The sequence below is a fragment of the Nocardioides sp. S-1144 genome, from assembly GCF_005954645.2.
GTDB lineage: Bacteria > Actinomycetota > Actinomycetes > Propionibacteriales > Nocardioidaceae > Nocardioides > Nocardioides dongxiaopingii.
On the sequence record NZ_CP040695.2, the window covers coordinates 1049623 to 1066472 of the forward strand.

Annotated in this window: 11 protein-coding genes; 2 read left to right on the forward strand and 9 right to left on the reverse strand. The window is 75.3% G+C overall.

Translation table 11 applies throughout. The features are described from left to right. Nucleotides 1–54 precede the first annotated feature (54 nt). From FE634_RS05080 to FE634_RS05120, 9 genes are all read right to left on the reverse strand, one after another. Complete coding sequence (locus FE634_RS05080) at nucleotides 55–2160, reverse strand: DUF3488 and transglutaminase-like domain-containing protein (RefSeq protein ID WP_148240396.1); 2106 nt, start codon at nucleotides 2158–2160, stop codon at nucleotides 55–57. Beyond that, nucleotides 2157–3350, reverse strand: coding sequence for a DUF58 domain-containing protein (locus FE634_RS05085; RefSeq protein ID WP_138875270.1), 1194 nt, complete (start codon nucleotides 3348–3350; stop codon nucleotides 2157–2159). The genes FE634_RS05080 and FE634_RS05085 overlap by 4 nt, the downstream gene beginning before the upstream one ends. A gap of 23 nt (nucleotides 3351–3373) precedes the next feature. Next, nucleotides 3374–4363, reverse strand: a complete 990-nt coding sequence (locus FE634_RS05090; RefSeq protein ID WP_137295680.1) for an AAA family ATPase — start codon at nucleotides 4361–4363, stop codon at nucleotides 3374–3376. Nucleotides 4364–4427: 64 nt separating this feature from the next. Further along, nucleotides 4428–6929 carry an NHL repeat-containing protein gene (locus FE634_RS05095; RefSeq protein WP_148240397.1) on the reverse strand — a complete coding sequence of 834 codons (2502 nt, stop codon included), beginning with the start codon at nucleotides 6927–6929 and terminating at the stop codon, nucleotides 4428–4430. A 47-nt stretch (nucleotides 6930–6976) separates the two neighbouring features. Beyond that, nucleotides 6977–11305, reverse strand: a complete 4329-nt coding sequence (locus FE634_RS05100; protein ID WP_222847673.1) for an FtsK/SpoIIIE domain-containing protein — start codon at nucleotides 11303–11305, stop codon at nucleotides 6977–6979. Between the two features lie 115 nt (nucleotides 11306–11420). Next, nucleotides 11421–11684 carry a hypothetical protein gene (locus FE634_RS05105; protein WP_134764941.1) on the reverse strand — a complete coding sequence of 88 codons (264 nt, stop codon included), beginning with the start codon at nucleotides 11682–11684 and terminating at the stop codon, nucleotides 11421–11423. Nucleotides 11685–11730: 46 nt separating this feature from the next. Next, a complete protein-coding gene (locus tag FE634_RS20920) occupies nucleotides 11731–13548 on the reverse strand; it encodes a peptidoglycan-binding domain-containing protein (protein WP_187366829.1) in 1818 nt (605 codons plus the stop codon). A gap of 220 nt (nucleotides 13549–13768) precedes the next feature. Beyond that, a complete protein-coding gene (locus FE634_RS05115; protein WP_134764939.1) occupies nucleotides 13769–14038 on the reverse strand; it encodes a hypothetical protein in 270 nt (89 codons plus the stop codon). A gap of 66 nt (nucleotides 14039–14104) precedes the next feature. Then, the gene (locus FE634_RS05120; protein ID WP_212721922.1) at nucleotides 14105–14944 is read right to left on the reverse strand and encodes a hypothetical protein; all 840 of its coding nucleotides are present in this window, start codon (nucleotides 14942–14944) and stop codon (nucleotides 14105–14107) included. Between the two features lie 178 nt (nucleotides 14945–15122). On the opposite strand from FE634_RS05120, the gene FE634_RS05125 reads away from it, so the two are divergent. Both FE634_RS05125 and FE634_RS05130 read left to right on the forward strand, forming a co-directional pair. After that, nucleotides 15123–16325 carry an esterase/lipase family protein gene (locus FE634_RS05125; RefSeq protein WP_148240398.1) on the forward strand — a complete coding sequence of 401 codons (1203 nt, stop codon included), beginning with the start codon at nucleotides 15123–15125 and terminating at the stop codon, nucleotides 16323–16325. Nucleotides 16326–16348: 23 nt separating this feature from the next. Further along, nucleotides 16349–16837, forward strand: a complete 489-nt coding sequence (locus FE634_RS05130) for an SRPBCC family protein (RefSeq protein WP_138875277.1) — start codon at nucleotides 16349–16351, stop codon at nucleotides 16835–16837. The last annotated feature ends 13 nt before the right edge of the window (nucleotides 16838–16850 follow it).

Here is a 16850-nt window from a genome sequence, read left to right on the forward strand (position 1 = left end):
GCTGCGTCCCACCCCGACCCCGACCCTCGGTCCGGTGCCGGTCGGGCCCGCCGGTCAGCGGCGCCGCCCGAGCACCCGCGGGTCGAGGTGCCACCACCAGCGCCGCCAGGCCGGGACCGTGCGCCGGGCCGCCCGGCGGACCTCGCCCAGCCGGCCCCGCGCGTCGGCCGCGGACCCGGCGTCCCGCCCGCCGGGGGGACCGAACGCGACGGCCTCGGCGCGCGCGGCGATCGGGACCGCCGCGGTGGTGCCCAGCCGGGCGTCGGCGTCGGCGGCGACGAGGTCGGCGGGCTGGTGCGGCGCGGGACGGATGCCGGCCAGCCGCAGGGCGTCGACCACCTCGGCCCACGCCCCCGGGGGGCCCTGCCGGGCGTGCCGGAGCCGCCGTCCGCCCCGCAGGGCGACCAGCCCGAGGAGCAGCGCGGCGAGCGCGGCCGCCGCGACGAGGTAGGGGTCGGGCGCGGCACCGGAGGTGGACGTCGGCGCGGACGCCGTCTCGTCGTCGACCGGTGCGGGGGCGTCGGTGGCCGGCTCCCCGCCCGACGGCGTCGGGACCGGCGCGCCGGTGTCGGCCGGCTCCGGCAACCGCGGCTCCTCGGCCTCCACCGGGCGCGGCCGCCGGAAGGTGTCGTCGTCGGGGGTGGGGGAGAAGGGGACCCAGCCGAGGTCGCGGAAGTAGACCTCCGCCCACGCGAAGGCGTCCTCGCCGCGGATCACCCGGGTGCCGTCGTCCTGGACCTCGCCGGGCCGGAACCCGACCACCACCCGCGTCGGCAGCCCGTTGGCCCGGGCCAGGACCGCGAAGGCGGAGGCGAACTGCTCCGACGTGCCGACGCCGCCGCCGGACTGGGTGCGGTCGCTCAGCAGGAACCGCTCGATGCGCCACAGCGCGGAACCGGAGATGGCGGTGGTCGAGAGCTCGTAGGAGCTGCGCACGAACGTCTCGATCCGGGCGGCACGCTGGTAGGCGGTGTCGGCGCCCTCGCCGACCCGGGCCGCGAGGTCGGCGAGCGCGTTGGAGAGCGGCGGCAGGGCGGTCATCGGCTCCAGCCCGTCCTCGGGGAGCTCGGCGGCGTCGAGCGCCGCCTGCGGCGGGTCGTCGAAGGCGCCGGTCACCTCGTAGACGAGGCCGGCGGTGTCGACGCCGGAGTACAGGGTGCCGGTGCCGGGGTCGACCAGCGCGTCGGCCAGCGCGACCGACGACGGCAGCCCGGGGCTGGGCAGCCAGCTGCCGCCGAGGCGGGAGAACGACACCTGCACGGTGGTCGAGCGCGGGTAGATGCCCGGCTCCAGGCCGGTGCGCCCGTCGGTGGGCAGCGCCTCGTAGCGGGTGGCCGCGGTCCACTGCAGGCCGTCGTAGTCGTCGAGCACCACCAGCCGCAGCGGGCCCTCGTCGCCGCGGACCTCCAGCAGCTCGTCGGTGGGGTTGTTGGCCCAGGCACCGAGCTGGGTGAGCGGGTTGCTGGCGACCACCTCGTAGGTCGGGGGAGCGACCAGGTCGCGCGGCTCGAAGGCCTGCCCCACCGGGAGCGTCGCGAGGGCCGCCAGCGCGCCCACCCCGACGACCGCGACCGGGCCGGCCATCGAGAGCCGCTGGCGCACCGGCTCGGAGTGCTCGTCGAGGAACACCCAGCCGAGCACGGCCACGATCAGGGTCAGGACCGCGACCAGGCCCCACGGGTCGGCGGAGCCGGCGGTCAGCAGCGCCCCGGCGACGTAGAGGACGGCGGCGCCGAGCACCGCCTCGACCCGGAGCCGGCTGTCGACGCGCAGCCCCACGAGCAGCGAGACCAGGGCGGTCAGCAGCAGCGGCCCGGCCAGCAGGTCCGCCTGGACGGCGTAGGGCTGGGGCGAGGTCAGCAGCCGCGGGACGACGTCCTGCACGGTCTGCTCGAGTGTCAGGTCAGCGCCGGTCGTCGCGAGGTAGGCGGCCATCACGGTGAGCAGCAGCAGCAGCGAGGTCGCGAACCACCGCGACAGCCCGGCACGGAGCAGGCCGCGCAGCGCGAGCAGGGGGACGGCGGCGACGGCCGCGAACAGCAGCGAGATCGTCCAGCGGTGCCACGCGGTGGCGAGCACCATCGCCCCCAGGACGACCAGGGCGACCGGCCACGCGAGCTGGAGGGCCCGGGTGGCCGGGCTCGGGGTGCCGTCCCTCATCGCTCCACCGCCTCGTCCCAGCCCAGCGCGAGCGTCACCGAGGTGGCCCCGCGCAGCACGAGCAGACCCGCCTCCTGGTGGGCGCCGACCAGCGGGGCGGGGTCGACGACGGCGAGCACCCGGGTGGGGGCGGTGCCGAGCGCGAGGCCGAGCAGGTGCAGGTCGGCGCCGGGGCCGGTCACGCCGACCGCGACGTCGAGGTCGCGACCGTGCAGCTCGACCTGCGTGCTCGGGCCGGTCAGGTCGATCTCGGCCAGGACCCAGTCGAGCTCCTGGTGCTCGCGGCGGGGGCGGCCGCCGACCGAGCCCGGCACCCGCACCTCGTGCCGGTCGCTCGTCGTGTGCAGCCGGACCGGCGAGCCGGCCTCGATGCCGCTGCGGCACAGCGCGGCGGCCAGCTCGACGGCCTCCTCGAACAGGTTCTCGTCGCCGAGGTAGCTCGAGGCCCGGTCGTCGAGGAGCACGGTCACGTGGGCCTCGGACGGCTCGGCGTCCTCACGGACCATGAGGGTGCCGGTGCGGGCGCTGGTGGCCCAGTGCAGCCGGCGGAGGTCGTCGCCCATGGCGTACTCGTGCAGCCCGACCAGGTCGGTGCCGCCCAGCTCGTGGGCGTCGTCGCCGCCGGAGAGCGAGCGGCGGGTGCCGGCCATCATCGCGCCCAGCGGGATCCGGCGCGGGAGCACGCGCACCTGGTCGACCCGGCCGTGCTCGGCCGAGCGGGCGGCCATGCCGGTCAGCCCGGCCATCCGCACCTGCACCGGACCGACGTCGACCAGACCGCGGCGCGGCGTCGGGACCTGGTAGCGGACCCGGACGGTGGGCTCGCCGGCCACCCGGTCGGCCTCCTCGACCTCGTCGGCCCGGTCCGGCAGGGCCACCGGCACCAGGGTGCCCTGCACCCGGTCGGCGACGTCGAGGCGCACCAGGCCGCGGCGGCGCCGTCCACGCACCGCGATCGTGCCCTCGCACCGCCCCTGCCGCACGACGACCGCCGGCTCGATGGTCCGTTCGACGGCGACCCGGCGCGCCGAGAGCACGGCGGTGACCTCGACGAGCACGAGCAGCACCAGGCACCCGCCGAGGCCGGCGACCAGCAGGTAGCCCCACGCGGTGCCGGCCACGAGCAGGACGAGCCCGAGCGCGAGCATCGCGCGCCCGCGCCCCGTGGTGCTCGACCAGACCGGGAGCATCGTCGTCGTCCTCCCGCCCGCGCTCAGCCGGCGTCGGGCTGGGGCGGGTTCACGACGTCGAGCACCTCGTGGACGACGTCCTGGCTGGTGTGCCCGGCGAGGATGGCGTCGCGGCCCAGCACCGTGCGGTGCGCGAGCACCGGCTCGGCGAGCCGCTGCACGTCGCTCGGCACGACGTAGTGGCGCCCGCGAGCCGCGGCGTAGACCTGGAGGCAGCCGACCAGGGCCTTGAGCCCGCGCGTGCTGACGCCGATCCGCACCCGCGGGTCGCGCCGGATGCCGACCCCGATCTCGCGGACGTAGCGCAGGATCGGGTCGGCCACGTGCAGCCGGGACAGCTGCGCGGTGACCGCGGCGATCTCGTCGGGGGTGGTCACGGTCGGCACGTCGTCGACGCGCCCGGCCGTGCTGCCCGGCCGGAGCACCTCGATCTCGTGCTCGGCGTCGGGGTAGCCCAGCGAGGTCCGGATCAGGAACCGGTCGAGCTGCGCCTCGGGCAGGCGGTAGGTGCCGTCGAGGTCGATCGGGTTCTGCGTCGCGATGACCACGAACGGCGTCGGCACCGGGTGGGCGACGCCGTCGACGGTGACGGTGCGCTCCTGCATCACCTCGAGCAGCGCGGACTGGGTCTTCGCGGCGGCCCGGTTGATCTCGTCGGCGAGGACGACGTTCGCGAACACCGGCCCCTGGCGGAAGCGGATCTGCCCGTCGCGGGGGTCGAAGACGGTGGTGCCCGTGACGTCGCTGGGCAGCAGGTCGGGGGTGAACTGGATCCGCCCGTCCTGGCCGCCCATGGCCCGCGAGATCGCCCGGGCCAGCGTGGTCTTCCCGGTGCCGGGCACGTCCTCGAGCAGGATGTGCCCGCCCGCGAACGTCGCCACCAGGGCGAGGTCGACGACGGCGCGCTTGCCGTGGACGGCGGTCTCGACGGCGTCGCCCAGCGCCTGGTGCAGCCGGCCGAAGCCCGCGATCTCCTGCTCACCGGGAGCAGCGGGGTTGATCAGGGCGGTCATCGGTGGCCTTCCGGTCGGGGCGCGCGGCGGTGCCGCGCGGCATGGGTCGTGCGGGCTGCTGGGCTCACTGCACCTGGCAGGTCGGGGCCGGCGCGGTGGGGTCCGGGTTGGGGCACGGGGGCTGCTCCGGCTCCGGCTGCGGCTGGGGCTGCACCGGCTGCTCGCTGGTGAACTTGAAGGGCGCGCTGCGGGCGACGCCGCCGTCGTTGGTCGCCGCGAACGTGACGACGTGCTCGACGACGCCGGAGGCCGGCTCGAGGATCACGCCGTTGTTGATCGTGATCGTCACCGTGCGCGCGTCGCACTCGACCGGGGTGGCGGTGCCGGCGTACTCGACGGCGCACAGGTCGGGGAAGCGACGCCAGTCGTCGGCCGGCCTCAGCTTCAGCGTGATCCGGCCGGCCCCGTTGAGGTCGGCGGTGGTCTTCTTCACGCTGGTGGGGTCGACGACCTGCTTGCCGGCGTCGGGCAGCGGGTTGGGCGGCCGGGTGGGCGCGGGCCCGCTGAAGGTGCCGATCGCGCCGGTCCCCAGGACGCTGCTCGCGGTCACGCTGGCGTTGAAGGCGCCGCCCACGGTGCACCCGGCGTCGGCGCGGCGGTCGCAGGACCACTCGAAGGAGACGCTGCGGTCCTCGCCGGTGGTGCGCTCGCTCTCGGTGCGGTCGGCGGTGCGGACCGAGACGTCGTAGGCGGTGACGGGCTCGCCGTTGGCCGCGGCCTCCTGCCAGGTGATGGTGACGGTGAACCGGAGCTCGTCGTCGTCGATCTCGTAGGCGGCCGTGCCGGCCACGACCGGGGCACCCGGACGGGCGGTCGAGACGACCGCGTTGCTGGGCAGCGACACCGCCTCGCCGTTCTCGAGGATCGCGGTGACGGTGAAGGAGTTGGACTGACCCGGGACGACGTCGACGAACGCCTGGCGGACCCAGCCCTTGTAGGAGCCGATCACCTTGCCGGTGGCCGAGCGGATCACGAAGGAGTCGGCCTTGGGGAACCCGGAGTGGCGCCAGGTGACCTGCACCTGGCCCTCCGGCATCGCGGTCGCGACGACCGAGTAGGGGGCGTCGACCGCCTGGCCCGCGGCGGTCGCCCCGGTGGTGGGGCCGCCGGGGCCGTCGGTGCTGATGCCGGTGCAGCCACCGCCCTGGCCGCCCTGGCCGGCGCCCTGGCCACGGTCGTCGTCGCAGCGCGGACCACCGGTCTGCCCCCCGCCCGGGTTCCCCCCCGAGGTCGGCGGGCCTCCCGGCGACGGGGAGCCCGAGCCCTCGGGGGCGAGCGTCGGCGGGTTGCTCGGGGCCGGGGGCGCCGGCGGCGGGCCGGGGTCGGTCGGGGGAGGCGTCTGGTTGCCCAGGTTCTCGAGGAGCTCGTCGACGAGGTCGGGCGACGGCGGCGGCGGGGGCGCCGAGGACGAGCCGAGCCCGCCGGCCTCCACGGCGTCGTCCTCGCGCACCACGGCCGAGGTGTGGCCGTCGGCGTGCACGACCACGCCCTGGGCGGCGCCGGGGGCGTTGACGATCAGGTTGTCGTCGTCGACGACCAGCTCGGGGTCGCGGCTGCCGGGGGTGAGGATGTCCTCGTTGGAGCGCGTGCCGTCGGGGCCGAGGCGGACGACGCGACCCTCACCGCGGCAGGGGACGAAGACCTCGTTGCGGAAGACCTCGGGTGTGCCGGGCTCACCGCAGGCGACCGGGGTCATGTCGACCTCGATGAGGCCCTCGGGCGTGAGCAGCACGACGAAGCCGTTCTCGGTGGCGACCGGGACCAGGCCGGAGGGGGCGCTCTCGGGGGCGAAGACCTTGCCGCTCACCTTCGGGGCGTCGGCGCTGACCTCGCGGTCGGTGCCGACCTGCTCGGCGCGACCCTCGTCGGGCGAGAAGACCGTCACGCCCCGGTCGTGGGCGACGAGCACGGAGCCCGGTCCGCCACCGCCGACCTCCTGGGGATCCTCGTCGTCGAGGGTGAGCTGCTCGGAGTCCCACTGCAGCCGGTGCAGGACGCCGTTGTCCTCGATGGCCCAGATGGTGCCGTCGGCGTCGACCGCCGCGTCGGCGAGGCCGGCGGGGGCGATCCAGACGTTGCCGATCACGTCGGTGGTCTGCGGGTCCATCGCGGAGATCGTGGACTGCTCCGAGTCGACGAGGAACATCCCGTCCTGGGTGGCGAGGGTGTCGATCGCGCCGCCCGCGCTCACCCGGCGCTGACCCGACACCAGGATGCTGGTGAGGTCGAAGGCGAGGAGCTGGCCGGTGGTGCGGTCGGTGACGTACAGCTGGCCGTTGTGCTCCTCGAGCACGTCGACGTCGTCGCCGGGGTTGCCGACGACCTGCTTGAGCTCGAGCTTCCCGGTGGCCGGGTTCACCTGGATGATCTGGCCGTTCTGGTCGTCGCTGAGCCAGGTCAGGCCGTCGGCCACGTCGACCGCCGTGCGGCTCAGGCCGGTGCCGAAGAAGACGCCGGCGACGAGCGAGCCGGTCACCACCAGCACGGACAGCTCGGCGGCACCGCGGGATCGTCGCTTCGACGCCGCCGCCGAGCGCAACCGGGTGGGCGAGAGCCCGCCCGTCACGGCACGCAGCCGTCCCCGCCATCCGCGACCAGCCGAGCCCTGATCCGTCACGACATCTCCTGTCCGGCCCGGACGTCACCTGGGGTGCCGTCTCGTCGGGCGTTGATGAGCTGTGCCACCCATGCGGTGCCGTTGTCGCACCACACCCCACGTCCGGGACCGGTGAGCGGTTCGGTGGTCTTGGTCGGGACCGACACCCCGAGCGCGTCGCCGTCGGTCCACTCCGGGCTGAGGAGGAACCCACGCCGCGTGCGGCGGGCGGTCTCGACCAGGCCCTCCGGACCGCTCCGTGCCTTCGCCTGGGCGCTGTCGGCAGTGATCACCACACCGATGCGGCGACCATGGGTGCCGAGGTCACCCAGGAGACGGTCCCGAGCGGAACGTCGTGCTTCGTCGACTCCGACGCCAGCATCCCAGAGATGCGCGTCGTCCACCATGACCAGCGCCCATCCGGCAGGGGAACGTTCCGGTGCGGCCGCGGCGGCGGGATCGGCCAGCCAGGCCCGGACGGCGTCCGCGGTGGCCTCGTAGGAGGCCTCCCGGATCACGTGCGGCGGGGTGTCGCCCCGCGCCACGAGGTCCTGGAGACCGTCGAGGGCGCCGGTGCGACCGGTCCGGCTGCGGCCGGCGAGGAGGATCGGCCCGGCGAGCAGGTCGACCTCGAGGACGGCGACCGCGTCGGCGTCCACGGCGATCGCGACCCGCGAGCCCCGCGGCGCGGGCAGCGAGGACTGGTCGAGGCGGGCCGGCATCGGCGGCACCGCGGCTCGGGAGCGACCCTCGACGCGCGGGAGCAGGAGCCGGTTGACGGTCTCGATCCGCTCGGCCTGCAGCGGCGTGCCCGCCCCGCCCGTGGTGTGGACCTGCACGCTGCGCTTCCCGAGCAGGCCCGAGCCCGGCACGCTGTCGGAGTCGAGCACGTTGCCGGGGACGCCGAGCATCAGGTAGTCGTCGGCGGTCGTCATCCGCAGCACGACGCGGCGGCCGAACGACGACCCGAGGGCCGTGGGGACCCCGGTGCGTCCGGGCGCGGTCGCGATCACGTGGATGCCGACGCGCCGACCGTTCTGGAGCACGGTCTGGAGCCTCTCCACATGTTTCGGCGCTACACCTCCGCTGGTCTCCAACGTGTCGACGAGGCTCGGGAGGTTGTCGATGAGCACGTAGACGCGGGGCAGCGCGGCTCCCTGGCGGGCCAGGTCGTCGAGGTCGGCGCACCCGCGCGCGGCCAGGGCCTGGGCCCGCTCGTCCATGGTCCGGCGCAGCAGGCGGATCAGCCGCATCACCCGCCCGAGCTGGGCCTCGCCGACGATCGCCTCGACCGTGGGGACGCCGCTGATGGCCGCGAGACCACCGCCGGCGAAGTCGATGCCGTAGACGTAGGGGGCGACGCCGTAGCGGCCGAAGGTGTCGGCCAGCGACGCGCTCAGCGCCGCGGAGCGCAGCAGCTCGGTCTTGCCCGAGCCGGACGCGCCGTGGACCAGGAGGTGCCCGACGGCGGCGAAGTCGATGGTGAGCTCGGGCTGGCGCTGCGCCTCCGGCTCGTCGATCCGGCCCAGGGTGACCTGGCCGCTGGTGCGGCCCTCGGCGCCGGCGACCAGGGCGTCGGAGTCCAGGAGCAGCTCGGCGGGCAGCGCCGGGAGCCACGGGCGCTTGGGCGGGTTCGCCCCGGAGACCAGGAACGCCTCGTTGATCGTGTGGACGCACCGCTCGAGGTCGGTGCGCGGGTTGAGCCGCTGGTCGGGGCCGCCGCCACCGGACGCCGACGACGTGACCGCGCTGAACGGGTTGACGAGCACCGGGACCTCGGAGCCGGCCATCGGCTCGCGGGCGCCGGTCCACGCCGACTGCACGAGCTCGGCCGTGCCGTGCCCGGTGCGCCGGATCCACGCCCGGCCCGGCGTGCGCCGGGAGATGCGGGCGGCCTCGGGGGAGTCGATGACGTCGCGCGAGTCGTCGGGGGAGGAGACGCGCAGCGAGATCCGCAGGTCGGCGTTGGCCTTGATGTTGCCGGTCACGACGCCCGCGGGTCGCTGGGTGGCCAGGAGCACGTGCATGCCGAGCGAGCGGCCCCGCTGGGCGATGTTGACCATGCCGTCGACGAACTCCGGCACCTCCGAGGTCAGGGCGGCGAACTCGTCGACGCAGATGAGCAGGCTCGGTGGGGCGACGTCGGGGCGCTCGCGCTCGAGCTGGACCAGGTCCTTGACGCCGTACTCGCCGAGCAGGTGCTCGCGGTAGTTGATCTCGGCGCCGATGGAGGTGAGGGCGCGCTGCACCAGGGCGGGGGTGAGGTCGGTGATGTAGCCGACCGTGTGGGGCAGGTCGGCGCACTCGCGGAACGCCGCGCCGCCCTTGTAGTCGACGAGCAGGAAGTTCATCCGGCTCGCCGGGTTGTTCAGCGCCAGGGAGCACAGCAGCGACTGCAGCAGCTCGCTCTTGCCCGAGCCGGTGGTGCCGGCGACCAGGCCGTGCGGGCCGTCCTCGCGCAGGTCGATGGTGGTGACGCCGTCGATGCCGGAGCCGATCTGGGCCCGCAGCCCGTTGGACTGGCCCCAGCGCCGGGTGACGGCGCCGACGTCGTCGAGGTCCTCGAAGTCGCTGGCCACCTCGGGCAGCCGCACGACCGACGGGATGGCGGTGCTCGGCGGCAGCACGGCCGCCTCGTCGACGTACCCGGTCATCAGCCGGGCCGCGCGCCAGGCCTGGTCGAGCGTCACGTGGTCGGGGTGCTCCACGCGGGTGATCCCCCTGCGGTCGGCCTTGCCGACGCGACCGGACTCGAGGTCGATCAGCAGCGACGTCGCCGCGGGCACCGCACTGGCGTCGCGGCCCAGCCAGACCAGGCGCAGGCCGCGCTCGCCGGCAACGGCGGCGACCGCCTCGACGGTGCGGCGCGCGATCCCGGCCTCCTCGTCGACGAAGCAGATGGTGTGGCCGCGGCCGGTGTCCTCGCTGACCAGGACGTCGAGCAGGGCGGTCGCGGCGCGCGCCCCGACCGCCACCGGCGGCTCCCCGCCGAGCCGGGCCGTCGCGTGCGGCAGCCAGCGCAGCCAGGCCTCGTGGCCGGCGCGGCCGCGCCCGAAGCAGCCGGCGACCGACAGGTCGGTGGGGGAGTGGTCGAAGGCCAGGCGCAGCATCAGGGACCGGACCAGGCCGTCGACCTGGTGCGGGTCGCCGGTGATCGCCACCAGCGGGTGCTCGGTGAGGTCGGCCAGCACCGGCATGTCGGTCATCTCGTCGCGCTGGGTGAACTCCTGCGACACCTCGCGCCGGGTCGCCCGGTCGCCGCCGTCGGTGATGGCGCCGCGCAGCATGGCCGGGACGGTGCCGATGCCGAGCCGGGTGACGAGGAAGGCCTGCCGGGTCTCGGAGCGCGCCCAGAGGTAGGGGTCGCGGTTGGCGGCGCGGGTCCGCAGGGTCTCGGCGTCGGGGTAGTCGTCGTGCATCTGCCGGCGCTGGCGCACGGCGTGCTCGTCGATCGTGGTGAGGAAGTCGTCGACGTCCTGGCGCCAGTCGGCGAGGTCCTCCTGGAACTGCTTCTCGGCCGCCCGCTTCTGCTGGCGCCACCCCAGGAACCCCAGGAGCGGCCAGGCCAGCATGTAGATGATCGCGTAGGAGCTGCGGGCCCGCATGAACAGCGCGACGCCCATCACCATCGGCAGCATCAGCATCGCCCACGGCATCGGGGTCGGCCGGTTCCTGGTCGGCGGCGAGGGGATCTCGAGCACCGACTCGGTGAGCGGGTCGCCGAACCGGGGCGGGCGGAAGACCGCGACGGCGGGCGCCTCGGTGGGCACCTCGCCGGGGTCGATGACCAGGGTGCTGCGACCCAGCCGGATCGGGGTGCCCCAGTCGATCTCGCGTCCGGAGACCACCCGCTCGCCGCCGACGATGGTGCCGTTGGCCGACCCCTCGTCGTACACGGTGGGGCGGGTGCCCAGGACGATCCGGGCGTGCCGCTGGGAGACCAGCGGGTCGGTGAGCCGCATGGTGCAGGACGGACCGCGTCCGAGGGTGAGCGAGCTGCCCCGCACGTGCAGGCGCTGGCCGCGGTCGGGGCCGTCGGTCACCCGCAGCACCGCGCGCGGACGGGCCGAGGACGACACCCGGCTCAGCCACGACGCCGGCGCGGTGACGACGTCCAGCAGGTCGCCGGTGTTCAGCCCGCACTCCGAGACCAGCCGGTCGGCCGGCCACGGGTGGGTGCCGTCGACCGGCACCAGCAGCAGGTGGGCCTGGTCGGGCGCGACGTGGCGCCCGATCGCACGGGCCAGGTCGGCGACCGTCGCCTCGTTGCGGGCCAGCACGGCCACGTCGACCGACGGCAGCCCGGTCTCGGCCGGGGTCCGCAGGGACAACATCCAGGTCTGCACGGGGTGCCTCGTCTCAGGACGTGCGGGGGAGAGGGGGTGGGACGGCGACGGCCGCCGGGGCGGGAGCCCCGGCGGCCGTCGAGGAGCCGCAGGCGTGGAACGCCCGCAGATCGGCTCAGTTGGAGACCTGCTCCTGCTCCTGGGCCTGCGTGTTGATCAGCGTCGAGAACTCCTGGAGGGACTGGGTGACCCGCTGGAGCATGGTCACGTAGTCGCCCTTCCAGGTCTCGCGCGTGCGGTCGGCGTCGGGGCCGATCCAGTCGAAGCCGTCGATGACCTGCGTCATCCGACCGGTGAGCGTCTCGAGCTCCTGCGAGCCCTGGTTGATCTGCTGGGAAGCCTGGCGGCCGGCCTCGACATCCATACCCTTCATGGCCATGGAACTGCTCCTTCTCTGTGGTGGTTGCTGCTGCTAGCGGATGTGATCAACTGCCGCCGGCGCCCATGCGGGCCCGGACGTGTGCGGTGGCCTCTGCGGCCGTGATGACGCCGTTGCGGTTGGCGTCGAGCTCGCGGTTGGGGCCGTAGCTCCGGTCGCCCTGGGTGAACAGGGCCTCGTCACCGGAGTGCGGGCTGCCCGCGAGGATCGAGGTGTAGACGCTCTCCAGGTCGCCGAGGCGACCGCGGTGCGGCTCGAAGTACCGCTCGACGTAGTCGAGCTGGTCGATCGGCGACATCTGCGCCAGGTCGGCGGTCGTGGTCCCCATGCCCCGGGCGGTGTCGCTCATGAACTGGATGAGGCCGGTGGCGCTGCTGCGCGGGTTGCGCGTGTCGCTGGCGAACTCGCCGCCGGTCTCGAAGCTCATCGCGGCCATGAGGTGCTCGGGCTGGGCGCCGATGCGCTGGGAGATGCCCTCGACCTTGCGGAGGAACTCCGGCGTCACGTTCGGGTTGCCGTTGACCCCGCTGATCTGGTTGTAGTCGTAGCCGCTCGGCGAGGTGTAGCCCGAACCGTGCTGGACCGCGAGCGGGTTGTCGGCGCGGTAGGCCTCGTAGGCGGCCTGCGTGTTGCCGCCCCACACCCCGTCGGCGCCCTTGGTGTCGTAGCCGGCGGCGGTGAGCTTGTCCTGCAGCAGCTTGACGTCCTCGCCGCGCGAGCCGCGGCCGTTGGTGCTGGCCAGCTTGTCGATGGCCGGGTCGTGGGAGGAACCGCCGCCGGCCCGGCTCGCGAGGGCCGCGCCGCCGAGCCCGAGGGCCGCGGCGCCACCGGCGATCCCGGCCGCCGCGCCGTAGGACGCCCCGCCGTCGGCCGCCTCGCCGGTCGGCGTGGCCGAGCCCATGCTCGAGGCGCCCAGCGACTCCGCACCGGGCGCGGCGCCGCCGAGGCCGCCGTCGGCCACGGGGCCGCTGTGGCCGCTCGGGCTGCCACCGATGCTGCTGCCGCCCAGCTGCGACTCGCCGCCGCCCGCGGGGCTCCCGCCGCCGACCGGACCGCCGCCGCCCCCGCCGGAGGAGCCGCCGGACGAGCCGCCGGCGTCGGCACCGAGGCCGCCGCCGCCGAGGCCGCCCCCGCCGATGCCGCCCGCGGAGCCGAGGCCGTGGTCACCGCCGGCCGGACCACCGGCCGGACCGGCGCCCGCCGGGGAGAGGTCGCTGCCCCGCAGCTCGGGGCCGACCGTCGCCGACCCGATCTGGGTGGGCGCACCCGCGCCGGCACCGGCGCCGGCCTCGGGGGCCTTCACGCCGTCGCCGTCGAGGTCGATGCCGGTGTCGATCATCAGGTGACCGTTCTCGCCGATCGACAGGCTGGGACCGGACGTCGTCGCGCTGCCGCCGAGCGGGGTGCCCACCGACGGGGAGCCCGACGAGGGCGAGGTGCCCGCCGGCGAGGAGCCCGAGCCGGCGTCGGTGCCCGAGGCGATCGGGGCGTTGGCGCCGCCGGCGAGCGGCTCGCCCTGGTAGGGCTGGATCGGCTCGGGCAGGGCCGGGGACTGGTAGGAGGGGAGCGAGCCGTAGTCGACGGTGCCGCCGTTGGACGCCTCGTCCTGCGCGTCGGCCTGGGCGCCGAGGACCTTGGCGAACATGCCGAGGGCCATCGAGATCTTCTCCAGCCACGGCACGACCGTGGTCTCGAGGTAGGTGGCGTAGGCGAGGCTGGCGCCGCCGCTGAAGAACGAGGCCGCCTTCAGGATCGCGATCAGCGCCTTGAGGAACATGATGACCTGGTCGGTGGTCTCCTTGCCCTCCTGGAACTCCTGACCGACCTCCCGCAGCTCTTCGGTGTCTGCTCCGAGAAACGCCATGGTCCTGCTCCTGTCCGAGATCCGAGTGCCTGCCGTCTGGCCCGCTGTCGAGGAAACTAGGTGCGCCGCGCGGCAGCGGTACAGGGGCCGCCGGGTGGAAACTTCCGCCCCGTCGGGCGCTCCGGCCGCACGTCCTGCGGCCCGGACGGCCGGACGGCGGGCGACCTCCGGACGCGCCACGAGCCACCGGGGTCACCGGTGGCTCGTGGAGGTGCGGGGGTCAGGAGCTGACGGCGTCCTGCTGGTCGGCCTTGGCGATGAGGTAGCTCGCCTGCTGCTTGATGTCCTCGCAGGCGGCGTTGGCGTTGGGGATGAAGGAGTTGCCGATGTCGTCGGCGATGCGGTCCTTGTCCTGGCCGACCCAGCTGGTGCCCTGGATGCGGGCCAGGAGCCGGGCGCAGACGTCGCCGACCACGGCGGCGTTGGAGTCCATGTTCTGGGCCACCGAGCGGGCCTCCTCGGTGTCCATGCCCTGCATGTTGGCGCTCATGGGTGTGTCTCCTCGCGAAGCGGCTGGTCTGGTCCTGCGACCGTAGGTCGCCCCGCGCGCCGACCGCTAGGAGACCGCCGGTGGAACCTTCCGGCCCGCGGCGGCCCGTTCGACGGCGTCGAGGTCCTCGACGGTCACCAGGCGGACCTCCGCGGTGCGCCGGCCGATCGCGAAGCGGACGTTCTGGGCGCGACCGCGCCCGGCGTTGAAGGGGTCCTCGCGCGGACCGAACGCCAGCGCGGAGATGACCCGGATGGCGTCGTCGACCCGCTGGGCGCGCTCGAGGTTCCAGGCGTAGCCGTGCCAGTGCAGGACGCGCTCGTAGATCTCGCGGTTGGACGGCGGGCGCGGGTAGTCGTCGGTGCCGCTGAGCCAGGGCTCGGCCAGGGCGAGGGCGACGAACCACTCGCGCGACCGCTCCGGCAGCTGGGGCGCCGGCGCGGTGACGGCGGCGTCGAGCTCGCCGGTGTCGTCGGTCGAGCGCGGTCGGGGCGGGACCGCGGGCGTGGAGGTGGCGACGTCGACGACGATGGAGAGGTCGTCGAAGGTGTCGGGCCCGGTCTGGCGCCCGCGCATCAGCACCAGCATGTTCTCGCCCTCGTCGAGGAGCAGGGACATGCCCTCGGCGAGGGTGACCCGGCGGGCGCCGCCGGGGGCGTCGAACAGGCTGGAGACCTGGGTTTCGCCGGAGCCGTGCCAGCGCAGCCGGGCGATCTCGTCGCCGACCACGAGCTCGCCGAGCAGGCGGCTGACGTGGGGGGCGCAGCGTGGCAGGTCGATCGCGGTGACCCGCAGCGCGTCGCCGGGGTCGTCGTCGGGCAGGGCGTGGTGCGGGGACCGACCGAAGAGCAGGGTCTCGCCGGAGCCGAGGGTGACCGTGGGGAGCCCGGACCCGCGCAACGTCACTCGGAGCATCGAGCCCCCGACGCGTCGCTGGTCCCACGAGTCCCCATGCGTGGCATCCAACCACAGGGGCGCCGCGGCGAGGCGCTGTTCAGACAAGCGTCACCTGGCGGTCACGCCGTACCCAGGGGGGTGTGGAGCTTCGGTGAACATCCGTTCACTGGACGGGTAGGCTCGGTGCGTGCCCCCGTCGTCTGCTCCCCGCCTGCTCGACGCGCTCTCCCTGCTGGGCGTCGTCGCCGACGAGCTGGTCGTGCGCAGCGTGCGCGACACCCACCTCGCGTGGGCCGGGCGCGCCCACGGGCTCACCGAGGGCGTGGCCGGGAGGGTGCCGGGTGCGCTGCACCGGGGCACCGCCGGCGCCGTCTACGGCGGGCTCGGGCTCGGGCTGCGCTCGGTGGCCTCCGGCCTCGACCGCGCCGCCGCGGCCGGGCTCGGTCCGGAGCTCGAGGCGACCCGCCCCGGGCGCTTCCTGGCCGCCGCGGTGAACGGGCTGATCGGCGACCGGCTGCTCGAGGAGCGCCCCCAGCTGGCCATCGCGATGGCCGTGCGCCGCGACGAGGTCGACGTCGACCTCGAGCGCCCCGCGCTGGCCGCCGCGTTCCCGGACGCCGGTGGTCGTCTGGTCCTGTTCGTCCACGGGCTCTGCGAGGACGAGACCCACTGGGCGCGCCACCGCGAGCGCACCGGCACGACCTACGGCGAGGCGCTGGCCGCCGACGGCTGGACGCCGGTGTTCCTCCGCCTCAACACCGGCCTGCCGCTGCGCGAGAACGGCGTCGCCCTGGCCGCCCTGGCGCAACGGCTGGTCGAGGAGTGGCCGGTGCCGGTCGAGCGGATCGCGCTGGTCGGGCACTCGATGGGCGGGCTGGTCGTGCGGGCGGCCGGGGCCGTGGCCGGCGGGGCCGCTGTCGGCGGGCCCGACGGGGTCGACGGGGCCGGGTCGGCGCCCGGCGACTGGAACGCGCTGGTCACCGACGTGGTCACCCTCGGGACGCCGCACCTGGGTGCGCCGGTCGCGCGCGGCGTCGGGCACGGCAGCCGCGGGCTGGCCCGGCTGCCCGAGACGGCGGCGTTCGGGCGGATCCTCGACTGGCGCTCGGCCGGCGTCCACGACCTCGTGGCCGGGCTGACCGACGACGTCGCGCCGCTGCCGCACGCCCGCTACCGCCTGGTCTGCGCCACCCTCACCTCGTCCGAGCGGCACCCGGTGGGCCACCTCGTCGGCGACCTGCTCGTGCAGCCCGGCTCGGCGGCCGGGCGGGACCGGTGGGGCGGCGAGCTGTTCCCGGGCGCCGACGTCCTGCACGTCGGCGGCGCCGACCACTGGGCGCTGCTCAACCACCCCGAGGTCCTGGCCTCGCTGCGGACGTGGCTCGCCTGACCCAGCGGTGCGACGATGCGGCCATGAGCGCCGCCGACGCCGCCCGCGAGCTCCGTGCCGAGACGGTCGTCGCGGCCCGGCCGTACGAGGTGTGGGCGGTGCTGACCGACCTCGCCCGGATGCCGGAGTGGAGTCCCGAGCTGCTCGCGATGCGGCCGCTGCTGCGGGGCGGGCTGCGGCTCGGCCAGCAGTACGTCGGCGTCAACCGGCGCGGGCTCGTCGTCTGGCCGACCCGCTCGGTGGTGACCGCGCTGGACGCCGGCCGCGTCGTCGCGTGGGACACCCGGTCGAGCGGGGCGCGCTGGGTGTGGGAGCTCGAGCCCACCGCCGACGGGCGCACCCGGGTGGTGCACCGTCGTCCGGTGCCGCGCCGGCTCACCGCGCTCAGCGGGGTCTTCGCGACCGTCCTGCTCGGCGGGACCGCCTCCCACGCCGACGAGCTCGAGGCCGGGATGGGGGCCAGCGTCGAGCGGCTGCGGGCCGCCGTCGAGGACGGCGCCGCGAGCGCCTGACACGCCGCTTCAG